The sequence below is a fragment of the Endozoicomonas sp. Mp262 genome, from assembly GCF_025643335.1.
GTDB lineage: Bacteria > Pseudomonadota > Gammaproteobacteria > Pseudomonadales > Endozoicomonadaceae > Endonucleibacter.
In genome coordinates, this window is sequence record NZ_CP092489.1 from 817,847 (window position 1) to 839,310 (window position 21,464).

Genomic DNA, 21,464 nt, shown 5'->3' on the forward strand with positions numbered 1-21,464 from the left:
AAGAAAGCCCCCATCAGCAACATTTAGTCCGCACTGGCAGTATTTGTTTACTTCCCACCAAACCAGCTATAAATATCTCCAGATACGCTACCGCCCGGAGGCAAAGCCAACACCTTTAATGGGCTTGGCAGAGCAATAGGCCTCGGTAGCTCGGTTATTACAATTTTATCGTCGTATAGCTTACAAAATCCCTGATCTCATGTCCCTAACAGGTTCGGTAGAGGTATCCTTTGAGAAAACCTGATCCTGTGAGAGAACGTCATGAACCAGTTACTACCAGACGCTTTATACACCGCTGAACAAGTCCGGGAACTTGACCGGATCACTATTGAGGAGTTCGGAACAGAGGGCTTTGAGCTAATGACCCGGGCCGGTACTGAAGCGTTCCATAAAATGTGTCAAACCTGGCCTGCCCTCAAGGAGGGTAGCCTGAAGGTACAGGTATTTTGTGGTGCCGGTAATAATGGAGGCGATGGTTATATTATTGCGGGGCTTGCCAAGCAAAAAGGCATTCCGGTAACGGTCACTGCCCTTAAAGCACCGGAATTATTAAAAGGCGATGCCCACAAAGCCTGGGCTTTTTGTTATAGCCAGAAGGTAGACATCCAGCCTTTCTCAGAAACCACAACAATAACCGGTGACATTGTTGTAGATGCCCTGCTAGGCACTGGTCTTAGTGGCGATGTTAGTGGTGAATACCGGATCGCTATTGAAACAATAAACGCGGCTGGCAAACCGGTTATTGCGGTGGATATTCCCTCGGGTCTCTGTGCTGATACGGGCGCTATTCTCGGATCTGCCGTCTCTGCCACACAGACTGTGACGTTTATCGGCTTAAAACAGGGACTGATGACAGCAATGGGGCCAGAGCTGTGTGGTGAGCTCACCTATGCCTCCCTGGACGTTCCAATCGGGGTATTTACTAAACAACCTGCATCGTGTCAGAGAATTTCCCGAAAAAAATTGGCAGACTTGATACCACAGAGACCGAAACATGCCCACAAAGGGTTATACGGCCACATCCTTCTGGTTGGTGGAAATCAGGGTATGCCGGGAGCCATTATTATGGCTTCAGAATCAGCCCTGGCCTGTGGTGCTGGCAGGGTGACGGTTGCCACCCGCAAGGAACACCTGATGGCTTTAGCCATCCGCCGACCTGAACTTATGGCTCAGGGTGTTGACAATAGCCATGATTTAAACGCTATGATTCCTGGCAAAAGTGTCATGGTTATTGGACCCGGTCTGGGACAGGATCATTGGGCAAGAAGCTTGCTGAAAACCGCACTGGCTAGCCCTTTACCCCTGATTCTGGATGCTGATGCCCTCAATTTGATTGCGGATGATTCCCAATTGCTTTGTGATCGAAAGTCTCCGATGATTCTGACTCCACACCCCGGTGAAGCCGCCAGACTTTTAGGCACAACAGCCGATAAAATTCAGAAAGACCGCTTTAATGCAGCAATAGAAATAAGTCAGCGGTTTGGGTGTACAGTGGTATTAAAAGGGGCAGGGTCGTTGATAGCCTGTGGCCAGAACCTTCAGCTTTGTTCTGCGGGAAACCCCGGAATGGCTGTGGCAGGCATGGGAGATATCCTCAGCGGCGTGCTGGGAGCGTTGCTGGCACAAGACCTGGAACCAGAACAGGCTGCGGCGCTTGGCGTCTGGCTCCACTCAACGGCAGCGGATGACCTCGCGGCCGAGCAGGGTGAAATAGGTATGCTGGCAACAGCATTAATACCGGGGATCAGAAGCCGGTTAAACCGTTTGGTTAACCGGGAATAAGTAAGCATTTGGGCTGGGTAGAGGCATTGATGCAAGGCGGAACAGAACTTCTCATTGATAACGAAGAAGAAATGGTGCTTTTTGGCAGGCTGCTGGCAGAAGCCTGTAAAGGAGAAGGCATTATTTTTCTACAGGGCAATCTGGGCACCGGCAAAACCACATTTTGCCGGGGCGTACTGAATGCCCTGGGTCATCAGGGCGCAGTAAAAAGCCCCACCTATACTCTGGTGGAACCTTACGAGGTCAATGGCCAGAAGATTTATCATTTTGACCTTTACCGCCTTGCCGACCCTGAGGAACTTGAGTTTATCGGAGGCCGGGACTATTTTGAGGAGAAATGCCTTTGCCTGGTGGAATGGCCATGTCGCGGGGAAGGTGCCATACCCAGGGCAGACCTTGAGATCACCTTTGACTATAACCTGCCGGGGCGAACAGCAAGCCTTAAGGGGTTATCAGACTACGGTCAACAGCTTGCAGAGATTATCAGGGAGCAGTTCAGCCGAAACAGGGAGGCTGGATGTCATTAACGTCAAGGAAGGTATTAACCTTTTTCCGCCGTTTATTTTCCAAATCCAGAGTGGAGCAATCCTCCTTGGCGGAGGCACAGCCTCAGTCACGTGAGCGACGATTGTTTCTCTCCAGAACTGCCGGATCATTTTGCCTGCTGTTAGGTCTCTCAACTTTCAAAACAGAGCTGGCCTGGGCCATTTCAGCGCTGGTCAATGGTGTCCGGCTCTGGCGGTCACCGGATAAAACCCGGCTGGTTTTTGATGTTTCCAGTGCCGTTGCCCACTCTGAATTTTCCTTGAACAATCCCCAACGGCTGGTGATAGATATCAAGGATTCCAGGCTTAAAACCTCCCTGACTGCACTACCTCTCAAAAACACACCCATAAAAAAAGTACGCTATGGCGTACGCAATAAAAAAGATTTGCGGATTGTTCTCGACCTGAGTCAACAGGTGAGTGCCAAAAGCTTTCTTTTGAAACCTAATGCTACCTATGGCCACCGTCTGGTGGTTGACCTGTTTGATAAAGGCAAAAAAAAGCCTGTAGCACCCGCACCGGTTAAAAAAGGCTGGCGGGATATTGTGGTTGCCATCGATCCTGGTCATGGCGGGGAAGATCCAGGCGCTATTGCCCATGGTGGTGGCTATGAAAAACATGTCACCCTGGCTATCGCTAAAAAGCTGGCAAAACTGTTGCAGAAAGCCCCGGGCTTTAAGCCTGTGTTGATTCGGGATGCTGATTACTATGTGGACCTGCGGCAACGAACCCGTATAGCAAGGGAAAATAAAGCCGACCTGTTTATCTCCATTCATGCCGATGGGTTTAAGGATTCCCGCGCCCACGGTGCCTCTGTCTTTGCCCTATCCCGTCGGGGTGCCACGTCTGAGACTGCCCGCTGGCTGGCGCAGAAAGAAAATATGTCGGATCAGATCGGCGGTGAAGGCGGTATCTCCCTCAGTGATAAAGATGATGTTCTGGCAGGCGTTCTTTTGGATTTGTCCATGACCTCAACCCTTTCTTCCAGCCTGGAGGTGGGTGACAAGATTCTAAAAAATATAAGCGGGATCAATCATCTTCACAAAAAACGGGTGGAACAAGCGGCATTTGTTGTGCTTAAGTCGCCCGATATTCCTTCCATATTGGTTGAAACCGGCTTTATTACCAATCCGAAGGAATCCAGGCAACTGAAAACACGCGCTCACCAGCAGGCCATGGCAAACTCTATCTTTAAAGGACTAAAAACATGGTTTGAAAGAAAGCCTCCCCCGGATACCCTGATCGCAAAATGGAAGCGGGAAGGTAAATTAAATGCCCGCCCTGGCCGCTATGTGATCCAGGCCGGTGATACACTTTCAGAAATTGCAGACCGATTTGATATCAGCCTGAATTCCCTGAAAAAAGCCAATAAAATTTCAAGGGCGAATACTATTCGAACAGGACAGGTGTTGGTGATTCCAAACTAACGATATAATCACGAGAACATGTTTGTTAATCATAGCTATATGAAATGCCCTACCTCGAAAATAGCAGCAAAGGTCTTTTGACACTTTTTAGTGCATCATGCGCAATACTGAGCATAGCCGATGAAACCCATTCGTTTATTAGATAACCGACTTGCCAACCAAATCGCTGCGGGTGAGGTGGTGGAACGCCCGGCATCTGCGGTAAAGGAACTTCTGGAAAACAGTCTGGATGCCGGCGCCAGAAAACTGGTGGTTGAAATAGAAAGCGGTGGTGTCAAACTGATCCGTATCCGTGATGACGGACACGGCATTCCCAAAGACGATTTGGCACTGGCCCTTTCCCGCCATGCCACCAGTAAAATCTCCGAGCTGGAAGACCTTGAAGGTGTTGCCACCCTGGGATTTCGTGGTGAGGCCCTGGCCAGTATCAGTTCAGTGTCACGGCTCACCCTGACCTCCTGCACTGAAGGACAGGAATCCGGCTGGCAAGTGCTGGTAGAGGGCAGGGATATGGACGCTCGCCTGAATCCGGCGCCCCATCCCGTTGGCACCACTGTTGAGGTTAAAGACCTTTTCTTTAACACACCAGCTCGCCGCAAGTTCCTGAGAACAGAGAAAACAGAATTCTCCCACCTTGAAGAGGTGGTCAAACGACTTGCCCTTTCCCGCTTTGATGTGGCGTTTTCCCTGCGCCATAACCAGCGCAGCATCCACCAACTGAGAGCAGCCACCAGTCAGGCAGAAAAAGATCGAAGGGTGGCCTCACTCTGTGGTCCAAAGTTTATTGAAAATGCCGTATGTGTCGATGTGGAAGCCTCTGGACTCAAGCTCTGGGGCTGGGTGGGCTTACCCACCTTTTCACGCTCCAGTGCCGACTTACAATACTTTTTTGTTAATGGTCGGGTAATCCGGGATAAACTCGTTGCCCACGCTGTCCGGCAAGCCTATCGGGATGTCCTGTTCAGCGGACGACACCCGACTTTTGTGCTTTACCTTGAGCTTGATCCGGCGCAGGTGGATGTCAACGTTCACCCCACCAAACATGAGGTTCGTTTCAGGGATGGGCGAACTGTCCACAACTTTTTATTCAGTACCCTGAATCGCGCCTTGGCAGAAGTAAGGCCGGAAGACCAGATTCTCCCCACAAGCCTTTCTTCCGGACCGGCTCAAACTTCAACCGGAATTAATGCCGGAGAGTTCCAGGGGCAGGAAAACATATCCCTGGCACCTCCATCATCCAGAACCTATTCTCGTGAAACCAGCCAGGACTCTATTCGCCAGGATTCCTCACCCACACCTTCAGCAGGGCAGGTCAGCAGACAACTCAAGGCTTATGGAGAACTCTATTCAACATCTTCTGCCACGGGTGTGGCTGGTAGCCAGGAAATACCTCCGGCCCTGGCTGTTGGAGAAGCTGTCCAGCCCAGGGTTCAGGAACTCAGGGATACCCTTCCTGAAGACGATGGGCTAGCCCCTCCTTTAGGTTATGCCATTGCCCAGTTAAAAGGTATTTATATCCTGGCTGAGAATTATCAGGGCATGATTCTGGTGGATATGCATGCCGCCCATGAGCGGATAACCTACGAGCGAATGAAGCTGGCCTGGCATGCTGAAGGAATTGCCTCCCAACCGCTTTTGGTGCCCAAGTCCATAGCCGTTAGTGCCATTGAAGCAGACTGTGCCGAAGAGCATGAAAATTATTTCCGGCAACTGGGACTGACTCTTGAGCGAATGGGCCCGGAAACACTGGTTATCCGGGAAGTGCCGGTTATGCTCCGTGGCGCTGATGTGGAGAAACTGGTCAGGGATATTACCCATGACTTAAAACAGTATGGCTCCAGCGATAAAATCGAAAGCCATATCAATGAAATTCTTGCCACTATGGCCTGTCATGGTTCTGTCCGTGCCAATCGCAAGCTATCCATAGAAGAAATGAATGCCTTGCTTCGGGATATGGAGCAGACCGAGCGAAGTGGTCAGTGTAACCATGGACGTCCCACCTGGACTTTGCTGACCATGGATGAGCTGGATAAGCTCTTTATGCGGGGGCAGTAACTGGTTAGTGCAGGGAAGCGCGAATATCCATACAGGTATTGTATGAACTGAAAAACCCGTATGCATTCCCAGCGGGGAGAGGGTGTCGCAAAAGTATGCTTTGTTTTAACCACAAAGACACAGAGGCACAAAGTTTTCTTGTTTTGTCCCTTATCAGGAGCAAAAATGATAAAAAAAACGCTTTTCTCTGTGTCTTTGTGTCTCCGTGGTTAATAAAAATAACTTTTGCGACAACCTCGGGACGCTGGGAACGAGGCAAACCAAGTTTCGCGACACCCTCGGGACGTTGGGAGCGAGGCAAGCTCTTTATGCGTGGGCAGCAACTGGTTAGTAGGAGAGTGCAGGAAACCCTCTCCTCGTTCCTCGCTGGGAATGCATACCAATCGCAAAATACAAGATGAATCCTGAACCTGTTTCCCGGTCTATGTTTTACCTTTTCTAATGGTTGTTGAATGTGAATAAACAGGAAAATGCTCTCCCTCCCGCTATATTTTTAATGGGGCCTACCGCTTCCGGAAAAACTGATCTGGCCATTGCATTGTCTGAAATCATGCCCTGTGAGTTGATCAGTGTCGATTCGGCATTGGTTTACAAAGGTATGGATATTGGCACCGCCAAGCCGGAACCGGAGGTTCTTGCCAAAGCGCCACACCGGCTGATCAGTTTTCTTGATCCTTCCGAAGCCTATTCTGCCGCAGAATTCCGTGAAGATGCCCTCAGGGAAATGACCCAGATCACCGCCAGGGGAAAAATCCCTTTGCTGGTTGGTGGTACTATGCTCTATTTCAAGGTTCTCCGGGATGGTTTGGCCCGGCTTCCTTCTGCCGACAAAACCATTCGAGACCAAATTCTCGAAGAGGCTAATAGCCATGGCTGGACTTATCTGCACACCCAACTGGCAGAAATAGACCCTCAGGCCGCTGACCGCATAAACCCTACGGATACCCAACGCCTGCAAAGGGCACTGGAAGTATTCAGGGCAACCGGCAGGCCCTTATCTGCCTGGCATAATGAACAGCAGAAAACCTCCCTGCCCTATAACGTTATCAACCTGGCCATAGCTCCTGCTGACAGAGCTATACTACACGAGCGCATTGCCCGGCGATTTAAACTGATGATCGAAAATGGCTTTGAGCAGGAAGTCCGGGCACTGTACCAAAGGGGTGACCTTAACACCGCCATGCCCTCAATCCGGGCAGTGGGTTACCGGCAAATGTGGTCCTGGCTCGATGGGGAACTAACCTGGGAAGGCATGGTCGAAAAAGGTATTATCGCCACCCGTCAACTGGCCAAAAGGCAATTGACATGGTTGCGAAGCTGGCCCAACGTAAACTGGCTGGACTCACTATCGCCAGATATCAAGAATGATGCCCTTCATATCATTCAACAAGGTCTGGGATAGTAGACTTCCGGTTTTTGTCGGTTTATCTGTCACTCTATGTAAGTAATTGACTGTATCAATTCATCAGGGTGTGACATGTTAAATTAGCAAGACCGGAATGACTGCCGAGAAATTGGTACGCAAGAACCTGTAATACTTCCTGCAGGTCTCGCGGGAGTAGCTAGTATTACTTATTGAGCGCAGTGCAGGGTTAACTTATCGTGGCTCCGCACTTTATGGGCTGTACATAGATTGAACAAATAGGTGCTGGCTCAGCCGGTCGAGCGAATAGCTACTCCTCTACAAGTGAAAACAAGCTATTCAAAACCCGAGAATTATTAAGGAGTACAGAAATGTCAAAAGGGCATTCTCTACAAGACCCTTACCTGAATGTGCTACGTAAAGAACGCGTACCCGTTTCTATCTACCTGGTTAATGGTATTAAGCTTCAGGGACAAATCGAATCTTTCGACCAGTTTGTTATCCTGCTGAAAAACACTGTAAGCCAAATGGTTTACAAGCATGCGGTATCTACTGTTGTTCCAAGCCGTCCTGTTCGCCTGCCCATGCAGGGAGAGCATGAACAGCCCCACCCAGAACAGATTTAACACTCTGCTTCAGGTTGATAAAGGCGCTAATCTGGCGCCTTTTTCTTTATTGCCACACACCGCCAAACGGCACCTCTGACTTATCCTTCCCTTATTATTCCCCATAGCAAACAATTGAACCAAAGTGGTTCTCCAACATTCCATTATAGTGCTACCCTTACACCCTGAACTGATAATCACCAGGAGTTATTGCTTGTTTTTTGACCGCCACGAGGGGGGTGAAGTAGCTGTTCTTGTTCACCTCGAATTAAAAGATGAAGGTGAGAGAGAAGATCCGCAGGAATTTATGGAGCTGGTGCAATCCACTCAGGTTTCATCTGCCGCGTTTATCACCGCTAATAATCAAAATCCGAACCCCCGCTATTTCGTTGGCCCGGGGAAGGTAGAAGAAATCAGAGACCTCGTCACCCTGCACCAGGCTGATGTGGTTATCTTTAACCATACCCTGTCACCCAGCCAGGAACGCAACCTGGAAAAAGAGCTGAAGGCAAGGGTCATCGACAGAACCGGCCTGATCCTGGATATTTTTGCCCAGCGAGCACGAACCTTTGAAGGTAAGCTGCAAGTTGAGCTGGCACAATTGCAACATATGAGCACCCGTCTGGTGAGGGGCTGGACCCATCTTGAACGCCAGAAAGGGGGTATTGGACTGAGGGGTCCCGGTGAAACCCAGCTTGAAACTGACCGCCGCTTGCTAAGGGCTCGAATAAAAAGTATTACCCGCAAGCTGGAAAAAGTGCGTCGTCAGCGAGAGCAGGGCAGACGATCCAGGCAACGGGCGGATATTCCACTGGTGTCCCTGGTGGGCTATACCAATGCGGGAAAATCAACCCTGTTTAACTCTATGACAGAATCTGTCGTCTATGCCGCAGACCAACTGTTTGCCACCTTAGACCCAACCCTTAGAAGACTGGATCTGCAAGATACCGGTCCGGTCATCCTGGCAGATACCGTTGGTTTTATCAGGCATTTACCCCATAAGCTGGTGGAAGCCTTTCGGGCCACCCTGGAAGAAACCCGTCAGGCAGACCTTCTCCTGCATGTTATTGACAGCCATGACCCTGAACGGCTTGACAATATCGAACAAGTACACAATGTGCTTGATGAAATTGACGCCATGAATGTCCCGATCCTGCAAGTCTTTAACAAGGTGGACTTGCTGGAGGGTGTAGAGCCTAAAATTCAGCGGGACGATAATGGTAAACCGGTTCGTGTCTGGGTTTCCGCCGTCACCGGTGCGGGTCTTGACCTGCTTGAAACAGCCATCTCTGAATTGATGGCAGAGGATATGGTTGAGGGATGCCTGTCACTGCAACCTGCTCAGGGGCGGGTAAGGTCAAGGCTGTACCAGCTCGGGGCCATTCGCAAAGAGGAATACTCTGATGGGGGTCTTCTACTGCTGGATATTTGTATTCCCCGCCAGGATTTTGACCGACTGGCAAAACAGGAGAGTCTGGCCGAAGATTGCCTGAAACTTCACCATTAAATAGGGGACTTTACCAATTCAACTTGCGCTATTTGCTATCCAAACCCTACAATCTGGCTCTGGAATGATGATTGGTTGAGCCTGTCGTCGGAAAGAGAGCAGTTTTTTGTGCACTGTTCCTTCCAGGACACAGATGCTACCAGGGCAGTGGAAGATGGCCATAAAGGTTAAAGATAGTTTCCGGGAATCCAAGACAGACTATTGTATTCCCGGAAATTAGTGCCCTGGTCAGCGGGTCAGGAAGCTGTGTGCAGTAACACTGTGTTTTTAGGGTAATGGACGACTAAGCCCTGTCAGTTGTTGGGAATACCATCCGCTGATAGCGTAGTCATTATCTATACAGACTCTACGGAGACATATATGGCCTGGAACGAGCCGGGTGGAAATAACCAGGATCCTTGGGGTGGAGGAAACAAAGGCAAAAAACAAGGACCTCCGGACCTTGATGATGCTTTTCGGAAGCTCCAGGACAAATTAAACCGTTTATTGGGTGGTGGTCGCGGTGGCGGCTCTGGTCGGGGCAATTCTTCCGGATCATCTTCAGGGATGTTTATCGGGGGACTGGTTCTGCTGGCGATTGCCTATTTATGGAACGCAGTTTATACCGTTGATGAAAAAGAACGAGCGGTCATCCTACGTTTTGGTGAGTATGTCGAAACCGTAGGACCAGGCCTGCATATCTATTTCCCGGGCATTGAAGAAAAGTTTCAGGAGCGGGTCACCGAATATCGTACCTATAATTTACGCCAACAAATGCTGACTGAAGACGAAAATATCGTCGAAGTCTCCATGTCTGTTCAATATAACATTGCCAGCATTAAAGACTACACCCTCAATGTTGCCAAGCCACTGGTGAGCCTGGAAGAGGCGACACAAAGTGCCTTGCGTCACGTTGTTGGCAGCTCCGAGATGCACCAGGTGTTAACGGAAGGCCGTGAAACCATGGGAACGGACGTTCGCGATCGCCTGCAAGCCTACCTTGATAGCTACGGCTCTGGCCTGAGCGTCAACAAGGTGAACGTTGAAAGTGCCCAGCCCCCCAAAGAAGTTCAGAGTGCCTTTGATGATGTTATCAGGGCAAGGGAGGATGAGGAGCGCTCCAAAAACAAAGCCGAGGCTTATGCCAATAAAGTGATTCCTGAGGCCAGGGGACAAGCCCAGCGGGCACTGGAAGATGCCAACGGCTACCGCGATGAGATCATTGCACGGGCTGAAGGTGAGGCTGACCGCTTTAGCAGACTGTACAGCGAGTACCGCCGTGCTCCGGATGTTACCCGTGAACGTCTGTACATCGAAACCGTAGAGGAAGTACTGGGTAATACCAGCAAGGTTCTGGTTGATGTCAAAGGCGGTAACAACATGATCTACCTGCCTCTGGACAAAATTGCCGGCGGCAAGGCAAGTACCCAGATTGCGCCATCCAGGGAACTGTCTCCCCAGGAGCTCAATGAAATTACCAACAGGGTCACAGAGGAATTGAACAAACGAGTGAGCTCTGCACGCAGTAGCGGGAGGATCGGTCGATGAGCCAGAGAGCCTTCAGTGGATTTATTGCAATCCTGGTACTGGCAGCCGTTGCGTATAGCACGCTGTTTGTTATCTCCGAACGCGAACGTGCCGTTCAACTCCGTTTTGGCCAGATTGTCAGGGATAACATTGAGCCCGGGCTGCACTGGAAATTACCTTTCATTGATAAGGTCAAGGTCTTTGATGGCCGACTCCAGACCCTGGATGTACCATCCGAGCGTTTCCTGACCCTGGAAAAGAAAGCGGTTATTGTGGATTCTTACATCAAATGGAAAATCCATGATGTCTATGCTTTCTACAAATCCACCGCCGGTGACCTGCTCCGGGCCAACACACTGCTGGCGCAACGGGCTGAGTCAAGAATGCGGAACAAGTTCGGTGGCCTCACACTCAATGAAGTGGTATCAGGTCAGCGTGATGAGTTAATGGATGACATTACCCGCTCCCTTGACGAAGTGGCTCAAACCGAACTGGGTGTCTCTGTGGTTGATGTCCGCGTGAAGCGAATCGATCTGCCCCCCCAGGTGAGTGACTCCGTCTTTGAACGGATGTCTTCCGAGCGGGAGAAAGAAGCCCAGGAATACCGCTCCAAAGGTAAGGAAATGGCCGAAGGTATCATGGCTAATGCGGATAGGGAAAAGCGGGTTATCCTTGCTGACTCCTACAAAAAAGCCGAGATACTACGTGGTGAAGGTGACGCCAAGGCCGCAGAAATCTATGCTCAGGCATTCCGTCAGGACCCTGAGTTCTACGCTTTCTACCGTAGTCTGCAGGCTTATAAGTCATCCTTTAATGAAGCCGGTGATATACTGCTGGTTGAACCTGATAATGATTTCTTCAAGTACCTCAACAGTATGAAGGGTAAAGCGAAGTAGGTAACAGTGAACTCTGTTGCAGACAGTGGTAAGATAGTGAAAACCGGGTTCAGGCCCGGTTTTTTCATGTATGAAAAGAGGATGTGTTATGAGTCTTGGGCAACAGATCCTGGTGGCTCTCAGTCTGATGCTGGTGCTCGAGGGTGTAGTACCATTCCTCTATCCGCAACGCTGGCGCCTGTTGGTATCAAGGCTGTCCGAAGTCGATGACCGACAGCTAAGGGTCACGGGGCTGGCCAGTATGCTGGTGGGTGTTGTCCTGCTTTATCTCACGAACAGCTAGTCTGTGTTCATCTGCATGAAAAATAAATCGCATCAGGAAATCAGGAGGAAAAAACCTCTTTCGATTTCCTTTCATTCGGGCTATCAGGTGTTCGCCCGAGTGGCGGTATGAGTGTGTACCGTTTTGGAAGCTCTAAGTTAAAGTTTAAAGCCGACTGCTTAAAGCTTGAATCATCTGTTTTTTTATTGATGTTAAGAGACTGATTCCATGGGTAAGACTGTTGTCGTACTGGGCACTCAGTGGGGTGACGAAGGTAAAGGCAAGATCGTTGACTTGCTGACCGAACAGGCCGAAGCGGTTGTCCGCTATCAGGGCGGCCATAACGCTGGCCACACACTGGTTATTGATGGTGAAAAAACAGTTCTGCACCTGATTCCTTCCGGAATTCTGCGGGAAGGCGTTATTTGCTATATCGGTAATGGCGTTGTTCTTTCACCTGAAGCACTGTTGAAAGAGATGGACCAGCTGGAACAAAAAGGTGTTCCTGTACGTGAAAGACTGAAACTAAGCCCTGCCTGCCCACTGATTCTGCCTTATCACGTGGCTCTGGATAATGCCCGTGAACTGGCCCGTGGCAAATCCAAGATTGGCACAACAGGTCGTGGCATCGGCCCGGCTTATGAAGACAAGGTTTCCCGTCGAGGCCTGCGTTTGGCAGACCTTCTGCACCCTGAACGGTTTGCAGAAAAACTGAAAGAGGTTATGGAATACCATAACTTTGCCCTTAAGCATTACTACAACGCTGAAGAAGTGGATTACCAAAAAGTGCTGGATGAAACCCTGGCAATGGGTGAGCAGCTGGCGCCAATGGTTGAACGGGTCACCGACCGCCTCCACCACCACCTTGAGCAAGAGGATCATATTCTGTTTGAAGGAGCCCAGGGCTCACTTCTGGATATCGACCACGGCACCTATCCATTTGTTACATCCTCCAACACCACCGCCGGGGGCGTATCCACAGGCAGTGGCATAGGGCCTCTCTACCTTGACTATGTGCTGGGTATTACCAAAGCCTATACCACCCGTGTTGGCGCAGGCCCTTTCCCCACTGAACTCGACTGTGAAGTGGGTCGTCACCTGGCCGAAAAAGGCCATGAGTTTGGTGCAACCACCGGTCGTCCCCGTCGCTGTGGCTGGTTTGATGCCGTTGCCCTGCGTCAGGCTATTCAAATCAACAGTGTTTCCGGCCTGTGCCTGACCAAGCTGGACGTTCTGGATGGTCTGGAAACCATTAAGATCTGCGTGGGTTACCAAAATGCACAAGGCGAGTCCATTACCACGCCTGTAGACGTTGAAGAGTACGAAACTCTGGTTCCTGTTTACCAGGAGGTTCCTGGCTGGAGCGAGTCCACTTTCGGTGCCAAGAGTCTGGAAGAGCTGCCTGCTAACGCCAAGGCTTATATCAAGAAACTGGAAGAGGTGACTGGTGCACCCATACATATTGTTTCCACAGGCCCGGATCGGGTAGAAACAATTATTATTGAACAGCCTTTCGGTTAATAGCGGCTTTTTCAGTGCGATTACCCACCAGTTGTGAGCCTATGTGCAAGCTGGTGGGGTTGTATTACTGACTGGTGTAACTCAGGTATTGAAGAGCAGAGGCTATGATATTTATGGCCAGGAGGCGCAGAGAACTAAAAAACTTATAGAGACTGTAGAACTGAATCAAATGATAAGGAATGGCTATTGCCGCTTGTACGGGAAAAGGAATTTCGAAAGTTATAACCAGCAAAGTCATTGACGCATTAAATAGATCACGCCCGAAACAAAAAGCGTATGCTTTTGAAATGAGTATTACAAAGTCCTCCAAACTTTTTTTTATTTTCTGGGTATTCTCGACTATTTCTTTTTGTATAGCAGCTGCTGATAGGCCGAGTGCTACTAGGTCATATGCCAAGATATCACTGGTGCAGTCTGGGCAGGTCAGGGGGAGCTGGTTCTGTAATTGTGAATTCACTTTTTCCAGCAGGCATATGGGACAAAATGGGTGTCCACAATTGGTAAGCACGATTTTTTTTGTGCTTTGTTGGGAGTAACAGGTCTTGCATATAGCTGTTTCACCGCTATCGGCGATTAGCTCGAGAGGTAATAATAAAATAGCTAAAAGAAAAAAGAGCATGCCCGACTACTCTTTATTGTGCGATCGTTAACATTTGATGTCTTGGTACCTGGTATGCCTCGGTTGAATGTCCTTAAATTGCTGTTTTCATATTTTTCATTACACTACTGGCCTCAGTATAGACTTGGCTGATTGTTTCCCACTCCAGAGTATCTCTAATGTGAAATGAGCCTGGCTTTTGCTTTACCTTGATATTGGCGTTAAGGTTATAGTATCTGAGTAAATTCAAATGCTGCTTTAAATTGTCCAGCTGATGCTTCTTCACTCTCAATCCTTTAACAAATCAAAGAATACCCGTCTAACGGCTGGGCTTCTGTCTATTTCTGCGAGGTGTAATACCCCCCATGTCTGAATGGTGGAAAGACTCCGACCCACAAGCGGCCCAGGAAGCATCTCGTTATGCCAGCCCGATTCCCAGCCGCCAGCTTATTATGCAGTTCCTTGAACAACGGGGAGCACCCGCCAGTCATCGCGCCTTATGCAAAGAATTAGAGGTCATTGACGAAGAACAGCAGCAAGCGTTGCTGTTTAGGCTAAAAGCCATGGTTCGGGATGCCCAGTTGCTTCAAAATAGAAAAGGTGCATTTGCCCTGCTCAGCAAACTGGATTTAATTCAGGGACGTGTTCAGGGCAACAGGGAAGGCTATGGCTTCCTAATTCCCGATGAGGGAAGTGAAGACCTCTATCTGTCTCCGCGGGAAATGCGACAGCTGTTCGATGGAGACCGGGCGCTGGTGAGGGAAGCCGGTGTTGACCGCCGTGGCCGGAAAGAAGGTCAGGTGGTAGAGGTTCTGGAAAGAAATACCAGGCACTTGGTAGGCCGTTACTATGAAGAGTCAGGAGCTGCCTTTGTTACCCCGGAAAACTCCCGCATCAACCGGGAGATTATTGTTAAGCCCGGCCCCTTAATGCCTGTGTCAGGTCAGTATGTGTTACTGGAAATACTGGAACAGCCTGGCCGTCGTGCGCTACCTGTAGGACTGATTAAGGAAATCCTGGGTGACCGTTCGGAAGCAGGTATGGAAGTGGAAGTCGCCCTGCGTACCCATAATATTCCCCATACCTGGCCTGAAGCGGTTATGGCACAATCCAGCCGCTTCAAACATGAAGTACTGGCCGCTGATAAAAAACACCGGGTTGACTTACGGCAAACTCCCTTTGTCACCATTGATGGAGAGGATGCCAGGGATTTTGATGATGCCGTCTATTGCGAAACCAAAAAAGGCGGCGGCTGGCGTTTATTCGTGGCGATTGCCGATGTCTCCCATTATGTAAAACCCGGCTCTGCACTGGATACCGAAGCCCGGGAAAGAGGGACATCTGTCTACTTCCCCGGCAATGTGGTGCCTATGCTGCCGGAAGTTCTTTCCAACGGCCTTTGCTCCCTTAATCCGGAAGTAGACCGGTTGGCAATGGTCTGTGAAATGACCATCAGTGCCCAGGGAAAATTATCGGGCTACAAATTCTATGAAGGGTTGATCTGCTCTCATGCCCGACTGACCTATAACCAGGTCTGGGAAATGCTGGCCACGCCTCTGAGCACAGAAGGTCAGAAGTTGAGAAAGCAAAAACAACCGGTGATTCCCAATATTGAAGAGCTGCACAAACTCTACAAGACTCTGCGTCAGGTTCGGAATACCCGGGGTGCCATTGATTTTGATACGGTTGAAACACGCATAGTCTTTGGTTCTAATCGCAAAATTGACCGGATTGTCCCCACGGAACGCAATGATGCCCATAAGTTGATTGAAGAGTGTATGCTCTGTGCTAATGTATCCGCAGCCCGCTTTCTGGAAAAGCATGGCATACCAGGGCTTTTCCGGGTACATGAAGGTCCTACCATGGAGAAGCGACTTAACCTGAACAGCTTTTTGGGGAGCCTCGGGCTATCCATTCCCTCAGGGAAAATCAAACCCAAAGATATCCAGAGGCTAATGTCAGAAATACAGGGTCGCCCAGACCTGCACGTCATCCAGACGGTGGTGCTCCGGTCAATGAGCCAGGCTGTTTATACCTCAGACAATAAAGGGCACTTTGGCCTGGCCTTCAATGCTTATGCTCATTTCACCTCACCTATCCGTCGTTACCCGGATCTTCTGGTTCATCGGGCCATTCGCCATGTTATTCGATCCGAAAAGGAGAGCCGGAGTGTCAAGCGCGTTGAGGGAGCACGGCCTCTGAGCAAAAAAGCCATCTATCCCTACGAAACCAGTGATATTGAACAGCTGGGAGAGCATTGTTCCCAAACTGAACGGCGGGCTGATGAAGCCACTCGCGACGCTATGGACTGGTTAAAGTGTGAATATATGCAGCAACACCTGGGCCAGACCTTCAAAGGCGTTATATCCTCAGTCACAGGCTTTGGGTTGTTTGTTGAACTCAAAGATATCTTTGTGGAAGGGCTAGTCCATATTAGCAGCCTGCCCGGGGACTACTATCACTTTGATGCGGTTCATCATCGTCTGAAGGGTGAAAAGACCGGGCGCTCCTATAATCTGGGAGATGAACTGGAAGTCACCGTAACCCGCGTCAATATGGACGACAAGAAAATTGATTTTGAACTGTCGTCTGCCTCAGGAGGTGCTCGGTCAGATAAGAAACGCAGTGGTGGACGGAGCAAAAAGCGGGTACCGGGAGAGGTTGCCAAACGTTCCAAGTCCGCTGCGGCCAAAGCCAGACTGCTAAGGGAAGCGAAAGCTGCCCGTGAGGCAGATGAGGAGCGTGCAGAGGGCAAGAAAAAAGGAAAGAAAAGAAAGCCAACCCGGGCAGAAAAGAAAAAAACCACTAAGAAGAAACAGGCTAGCCAGAAAAAGGCAGGGAAAAATCCGGAACAGTCCGCGAGTGGTACGGGTAAGAAAAAGAAGGCCTCTGCCAACCCTGTTAGAAAACCCCGGAAGCGGAAAGTTAGCTCCGAAGGTTAGTATTTGAACCTATGGCGTCTGATAGGCAGACGCCATAAATTATGCCGATGGTTCATAGTCATATGCATCGTTCATCAAGTGATATCATTTTTCACTTCAGCGTCAATAGGGAGGAGTAACGAAGAGTATTGACCGATGCAAAACCGCTGATCATAAACCAGTTAACCACCGACCTGTCTCCCCATCATTTTTTCCCGGATTTTGATGTTTCAAAATAATACAAGTGTGCCGATTTATTTAATAGCTAAAATTCCGATTTATAATAATGGTGAAAATAATGAGCCGTAAAAGACTTATTTTCTTTATTTTCTTATTCCTGGTTAGTTATTGCCGATTGCTTAAAGCCAATTTTTTTGAGCATCAGGGAGAGACATGCCCTGCAGAATCTATTCACGTTAACATTAGTGAAGCCACTGCCAATAAAGAGGCCATCTGCACAGAAATGGAGGACTCGAATATTTCCAGGCTAGGGGATTTGGCTGCCATTTATGGTGATGCGTATGGTTGTGCCATTAAGGTCAATCAGCCCCAAACCCTGAGTAAATCTCTATGTAAAACAGTCTCCAGGATTAAGGGTAGCAGCTGTCCCGTTGGAACTGAGCATGTAACATTCGAGGAGGCCAGTGATGCCAGTCGTGGCGATAGCGATAACCTGTGCAGCATGCTGGATGATAAGGAAAGCACCCGGCTGGCGGCCCAGGCTGCCATCGAGCGTTTTAGCGATAGTAGCTGTGATAGTGTAGGCTACGACCTGCAACCGTTGGAGAGTTCTCTTTGTAAGACCAAGCTGGATGCATCCGGTGGTGTTGATTCAGGTTTGGATGGTAGCAATCAGAAAAAAATTGCCTATGTTGAAGTCAATAGCAATGACATTGCCAATGTTGGCTGCTTTAAAGAAAACGATGAGTTATTATTTGATATTGCCATTATTTTTGCCGCTAATATCAATTATGATAGTAATAGCCAGAAAGCAGTGCTTCACTTAAATCGTCGTATCTCGAATTTACTGGATAATAACCTTCAAAAAATTCGGCATTTGCAAAAAGAGGGGGTCAAAGTTTTATTGAGTGTTCTTGGTAACCACCAAAATGCAGGCTGGTCTTGCTTTGCTAATGAAGAGGATGCCATAGACTTCGCACAAATAGTAAAAAGTACAATTGACCGTTACGGCCTGGATGGAATTGATATTGATGATGAGTACTCTAGATGCGACAGCGTTTACAGTGACTCCCTCCCCCTCGTCACAAAAGCCCTCCGGGATAAAATGCCAGATAAACTGATCACTAAAGCACTATTCAGAGATACCCCTAATTTCAAGGCTGACTGGAATGGTCATAACTTAAGCGAAAAAATAGATTACGGATGGGAAATGAGTTACTGGAGCAAATACTGCACAAGCAGACTTCATCCCTATGCAATTCATGGCGTCAGCAAGTCTAAATTAAGTATTGGAGCCAGTACTGTCAGCACTCCATCTGCAACGGCCAAAAACCTGGCACAATGTGCAATTGATAAAAATTATGAAGGCGGGATGATGATATTCAATGTCACAGCTAACTCTTTGGGTTACCTTCGATCTATCTGGCAGGGAGTGAGTGCAATACCCAACTGTTTAAAATAACAACCGGTCATTATTATTTGAAAAAAACATTATTTTTTCTGGTATTAGCCATTTACCTGGTTTCATGGTGGAAGCACAATCAGCTGCCCGATAAACCGGTGGTTTTTCCGGAACTGCTACAAGACCCCATTCAAACCAGGGTTGACCTGCCAGCTTTCGTGACTCACGTTGGTAACGAGCCTTATCAGGTATCACCCCTGTACTCCTATGAACTCTGGGGAATGGTGGTATCTTACCACCATAGTATGTCCTGGAAAGACCGGATCCATAAGGACACCAAAGACTTTATCAACCTGAAAGACCTGTGCGTTATCTGGGGAGGTGTGAATACAAGCCCGGAGATATACAACCAGTTTGATTTTTCCAGTGGCCAGTGGACCTGCTATTACCAGACAGGAAGCAGCATAGCCTATCAACGTTTTGATCCCACCAGACTGTCTAACAATCATATTCTGGTGGATGACCCGAAAATCTCAGAGGCCGTACTCAAAGCCGATTACGGCGATATCATTCATATGAAAGGCTATCTTGCCAGTTACCAGGGACGAGTTGCTGGGCTGCGAGGCACCAGCACTACCCGAACAGATACTGGCAATGGAGCCTGTGAAACCATTTATCTCACAGACTTCTCAATTCTCCATCGGGCGAATGCTGGCTGGAAAAAACTGTATCACTGGACTGGGATTCTTTTGATAATACTGACCCTTTACATCGCTGCCCCCGGTATTGCCGCAATAGGAAAAGATTTATTGCAGTCATAGAGTTATACCAGTCGCACTTTCTAAATCGCCTATTACGCTGGTGTTAAACCGCACCAACATAGGAAGTGCGTGTTTTCTTGCAGTGGAAAGGTGTCAGGCCTCATTCTAAAACTTCCGGCGGTTCGCTAGAGCTTACCGGATAAAGTCCGGATGAAGGACTTTCACCTTCAATCTCTTGCCGATTTATCTCGGCGCACTGACTATCCTATTAGTCTTAGTCTCTATTAGTCCTTTTTGATGCTTAATAAGCAGGTGGTAGAAAATTCTGATGATTTTTCCTGCTATATTATCAATCAGGTTATTGCGACTATTTACTATAAAAGAAGTGAGATGTAGTAAGATGACGCGATTGTTTAGTGAGTTGAGCATAAGGATATTTACAGGGTCTGCTGTGTTTATTTGTTACTGCTTTTTATTTTTAGACTGTTTCGCTATGAAGGAGAAATGCAAAAATCCTACTGCAGTTGGGTCTTTTATAAAAGCACGTGATTTGGAATTGATTCTTGAGGGGATCGAATGTGAACAATTTCAATCTGAAAGTTTGAAAGCTGAGAGTGAAATATTGTGGAAGTCTTTTGGTTTTGGCTATTTTTTTAGAAGGGGTAACTATAAAAATAATGAGGTGGCGAATATTATTGGAAGTAATGAGTTTTCATATATAAAAAAGGGAAAGTATATTTTTCCTCCTTCATGGGTTGGAAATATAGGTATTCGAGCCTGCCTGATTATATCTAACCCAGATTTATTTCACTATTACTTTAGAAGAACAAATATAGAAGATATACATTATATACCTTCATGGGAACTACTTAAAAAAGTACAGCTTTATCATAAAGAAATTTTGAAAGTGGCTGTTGAACTGGATCTGTCTGTAAAACTGCCTTCTGATTTAAAAAAGGAGGGAAGGGAGGTACTGTTTGAGATAGAAGGTGATGACTTTCTGTTCTGTATCGCTGACGCACATAAAAAATCAGTTGCTACACTAAGGTGGGAATTAATAAATTTTATAGCAGCTATCCTCCCTCCACCTCAAACAACTAATGTTGGTAAGCTAAAACAAACAGTAATTCCTGGAATCGATAGTGTACGGCGGCTTTTTACGAATCTTGTATTATCTGAATTATTTTCAGAGTGTGAGAGTAGTGGCTATTTTGATAACTTGCGCAATATTCGCTTATGTTTAAAGGGTAAAGAATTATTAGCAATAAATAATAAATCATTTTTTATTTCTTTTTGTGCCTCTTTTATAAAGAAGAATATTGTTGTTATTGAGCCAGCAACGAAAGAAGATGGTGTATATACTCTTGGCGTCAGAGATCGTAAAACCTGGCATACTGAAATGCAGGAGCTAGAAGGATGGGAGGAGCTTAAATTTATTGATGAAGATGGGAGTGAAGACCTTAACTCTGATGGTGGGCAAATATGTGAAATGGATACTTTTAAGTCTGGACATTTTCAGCAAGAGGGTGCTGGAGCTTTTGCTTTTTATGATGAGGTGCAGACTGAATTAGGTCAGGAGATTAAAGGAGTCTCGCTAAAAATTTATAGTGCAGAAAAAGAAGTAATAGTTAAAAAACATTGGGACAAATCGCTTGCGAGTTATATTCAGCGTGATGATTCAATTATAGTTATTAGCACAAATACAGGGAGGTGGGGAAAATGGATTCTTGGCTCTTATGAGAAACCTCTTGCAGTGAAGGCTACATGTGAATCAGTAGAATAATCATCGAGGATGTAATTTAATTTGTAATCGGGGGAGAGCTGGCTTCTCTCCAGCTCTCCCCACACCACCTGGCATGCGGATCCGCACCAGACGGCTCACTGAGAGTAATAAATAACAATAAAAAAATAAAAAGGACACCCACAAATTTCACAATGCCAATCAATAGACTTTGACAAATTCTCTGTATTTTCAGGCTTGAAAAAAACTTCAGCTAAATAAACTACGGCAATAAAAGATAGAACCTGAATTTGTATCATAAATGCATAACCTCTGTAACCAGAGGGTTGTTACAGAGCCTTTGAAGTGAATCAGAACTCAGGGGTACTCTGTTAAGCAACCAAACCAAACAG

The 21,464-nt window shown here is 47.9% G+C and carries 16 protein-coding genes; 15 read left to right on the plus strand and 1 reads right to left on the minus strand.

Annotation, left to right across the window (positions count from 1 at the left end; all coding sequences use genetic code 11):
* Nucleotides 1–261: 261 nt before the first annotated feature.
* The 11 genes from MJ595_RS03590 (at nucleotide 262) to MJ595_RS03640 (ending at nucleotide 13,469) form a co-directional block, all read left to right on the plus strand.
* Nucleotides 262–1,782, plus strand: coding sequence for an NAD(P)H-hydrate dehydratase (locus MJ595_RS03590; protein ID WP_263081161.1), 1,521 nt, complete (start codon nucleotides 262–264; stop codon nucleotides 1,780–1,782).
* Nucleotides 1,783–1,811: 29 nt separating this feature from the next.
* Complete coding sequence (gene tsaE, locus MJ595_RS03595) at nucleotides 1,812–2,309, plus strand: tRNA (adenosine(37)-N6)-threonylcarbamoyltransferase complex ATPase subunit type 1 TsaE (RefSeq protein ID WP_263081162.1); 498 nt, start codon at nucleotides 1,812–1,814, stop codon at nucleotides 2,307–2,309.
* Complete coding sequence (locus MJ595_RS03600; RefSeq protein ID WP_263081163.1) at nucleotides 2,300–3,754, plus strand: N-acetylmuramoyl-L-alanine amidase; 1,455 nt, start codon at nucleotides 2,300–2,302, stop codon at nucleotides 3,752–3,754. Before tsaE ends, MJ595_RS03600 begins: the two co-directional genes overlap by 10 nt.
* A gap of 120 nt (nucleotides 3,755–3,874) precedes the next feature.
* On the plus strand, nucleotides 3,875–5,809 hold the full coding sequence (gene mutL, locus MJ595_RS03605; protein WP_263081164.1) for a DNA mismatch repair endonuclease MutL: 1,935 nt from the start codon (nucleotides 3,875–3,877) through the stop codon (nucleotides 5,807–5,809).
* Nucleotides 5,810–6,305: 496 nt separating this feature from the next.
* Nucleotides 6,306–7,211 (plus strand): tRNA (adenosine(37)-N6)-dimethylallyltransferase MiaA, encoded by a 906-nt coding sequence (miaA, locus tag MJ595_RS03610; protein ID WP_263322452.1) that lies wholly within the window; start codon nucleotides 6,306–6,308, stop codon nucleotides 7,209–7,211.
* Between the two features lie 332 nt (nucleotides 7,212–7,543).
* Entirely contained in the window at nucleotides 7,544–7,798 is a 255-nt protein-coding gene (gene hfq, locus MJ595_RS03615) for an RNA chaperone Hfq (protein WP_263081165.1), read from the plus strand.
* Nucleotides 7,799–7,991: 193 nt separating this feature from the next.
* Entirely contained in the window at nucleotides 7,992–9,284 is a 1,293-nt protein-coding gene (gene hflX, locus MJ595_RS03620) for a GTPase HflX (protein WP_263081166.1), read from the plus strand.
* Between the two features lie 360 nt (nucleotides 9,285–9,644).
* A complete protein-coding gene (hflK, locus tag MJ595_RS03625; protein ID WP_263081167.1) occupies nucleotides 9,645–10,811 on the plus strand; it encodes an FtsH protease activity modulator HflK in 1,167 nt (388 codons plus the stop codon).
* Complete coding sequence (gene hflC, locus MJ595_RS03630; protein WP_263081168.1) at nucleotides 10,808–11,686, plus strand: protease modulator HflC; 879 nt, start codon at nucleotides 10,808–10,810, stop codon at nucleotides 11,684–11,686. Before hflK ends, hflC begins: the two co-directional genes overlap by 4 nt.
* Before the next feature lie 88 nt (nucleotides 11,687–11,774).
* Nucleotides 11,775–11,969 carry a DUF2065 domain-containing protein gene (locus tag MJ595_RS03635; protein ID WP_263081169.1) on the plus strand — a complete coding sequence of 65 codons (195 nt, stop codon included), beginning with the start codon at nucleotides 11,775–11,777 and terminating at the stop codon, nucleotides 11,967–11,969.
* 207 nt (nucleotides 11,970–12,176) lie between these two features.
* Entirely contained in the window at nucleotides 12,177–13,469 is a 1,293-nt protein-coding gene (locus MJ595_RS03640) for an adenylosuccinate synthase (protein WP_263081170.1), read from the plus strand.
* Between the two features lie 64 nt (nucleotides 13,470–13,533).
* On the opposite strand, the gene MJ595_RS03645 is transcribed toward MJ595_RS03640, so the two are convergent.
* Entirely contained in the window at nucleotides 13,534–14,088 is a 555-nt protein-coding gene (locus MJ595_RS03645; RefSeq protein WP_263081171.1) for a hypothetical protein, read from the minus strand.
* Nucleotides 14,089–14,432: 344 nt separating this feature from the next.
* Between MJ595_RS03645 and rnr the strand changes: the two genes are divergently transcribed.
* The 4 genes from rnr (at nucleotide 14,433) to MJ595_RS03665 (ending at nucleotide 21,114) form a co-directional block, all read left to right on the plus strand.
* Nucleotides 14,433–17,009, plus strand: coding sequence for a ribonuclease R (gene rnr, locus MJ595_RS03650; protein WP_263081172.1), 2,577 nt, complete (start codon nucleotides 14,433–14,435; stop codon nucleotides 17,007–17,009).
* A gap of 277 nt (nucleotides 17,010–17,286) precedes the next feature.
* A complete protein-coding gene (locus tag MJ595_RS03655) occupies nucleotides 17,287–18,630 on the plus strand; it encodes a glycosyl hydrolase family 18 protein (RefSeq protein ID WP_263081173.1) in 1,344 nt (447 codons plus the stop codon).
* Nucleotides 18,631–18,647: 17 nt separating this feature from the next.
* Nucleotides 18,648–19,391 (plus strand): hypothetical protein, encoded by a 744-nt coding sequence (locus MJ595_RS03660; RefSeq protein ID WP_263081174.1) that lies wholly within the window; start codon nucleotides 18,648–18,650, stop codon nucleotides 19,389–19,391.
* A gap of 349 nt (nucleotides 19,392–19,740) precedes the next feature.
* Nucleotides 19,741–21,114: a hypothetical protein gene (locus MJ595_RS03665; protein ID WP_263081175.1), complete on the plus strand. Its 1,374-nt coding sequence runs from the start codon at nucleotides 19,741–19,743 to the stop codon at nucleotides 21,112–21,114.
* Nucleotides 21,115–21,464 lie beyond the last annotated feature (350 nt).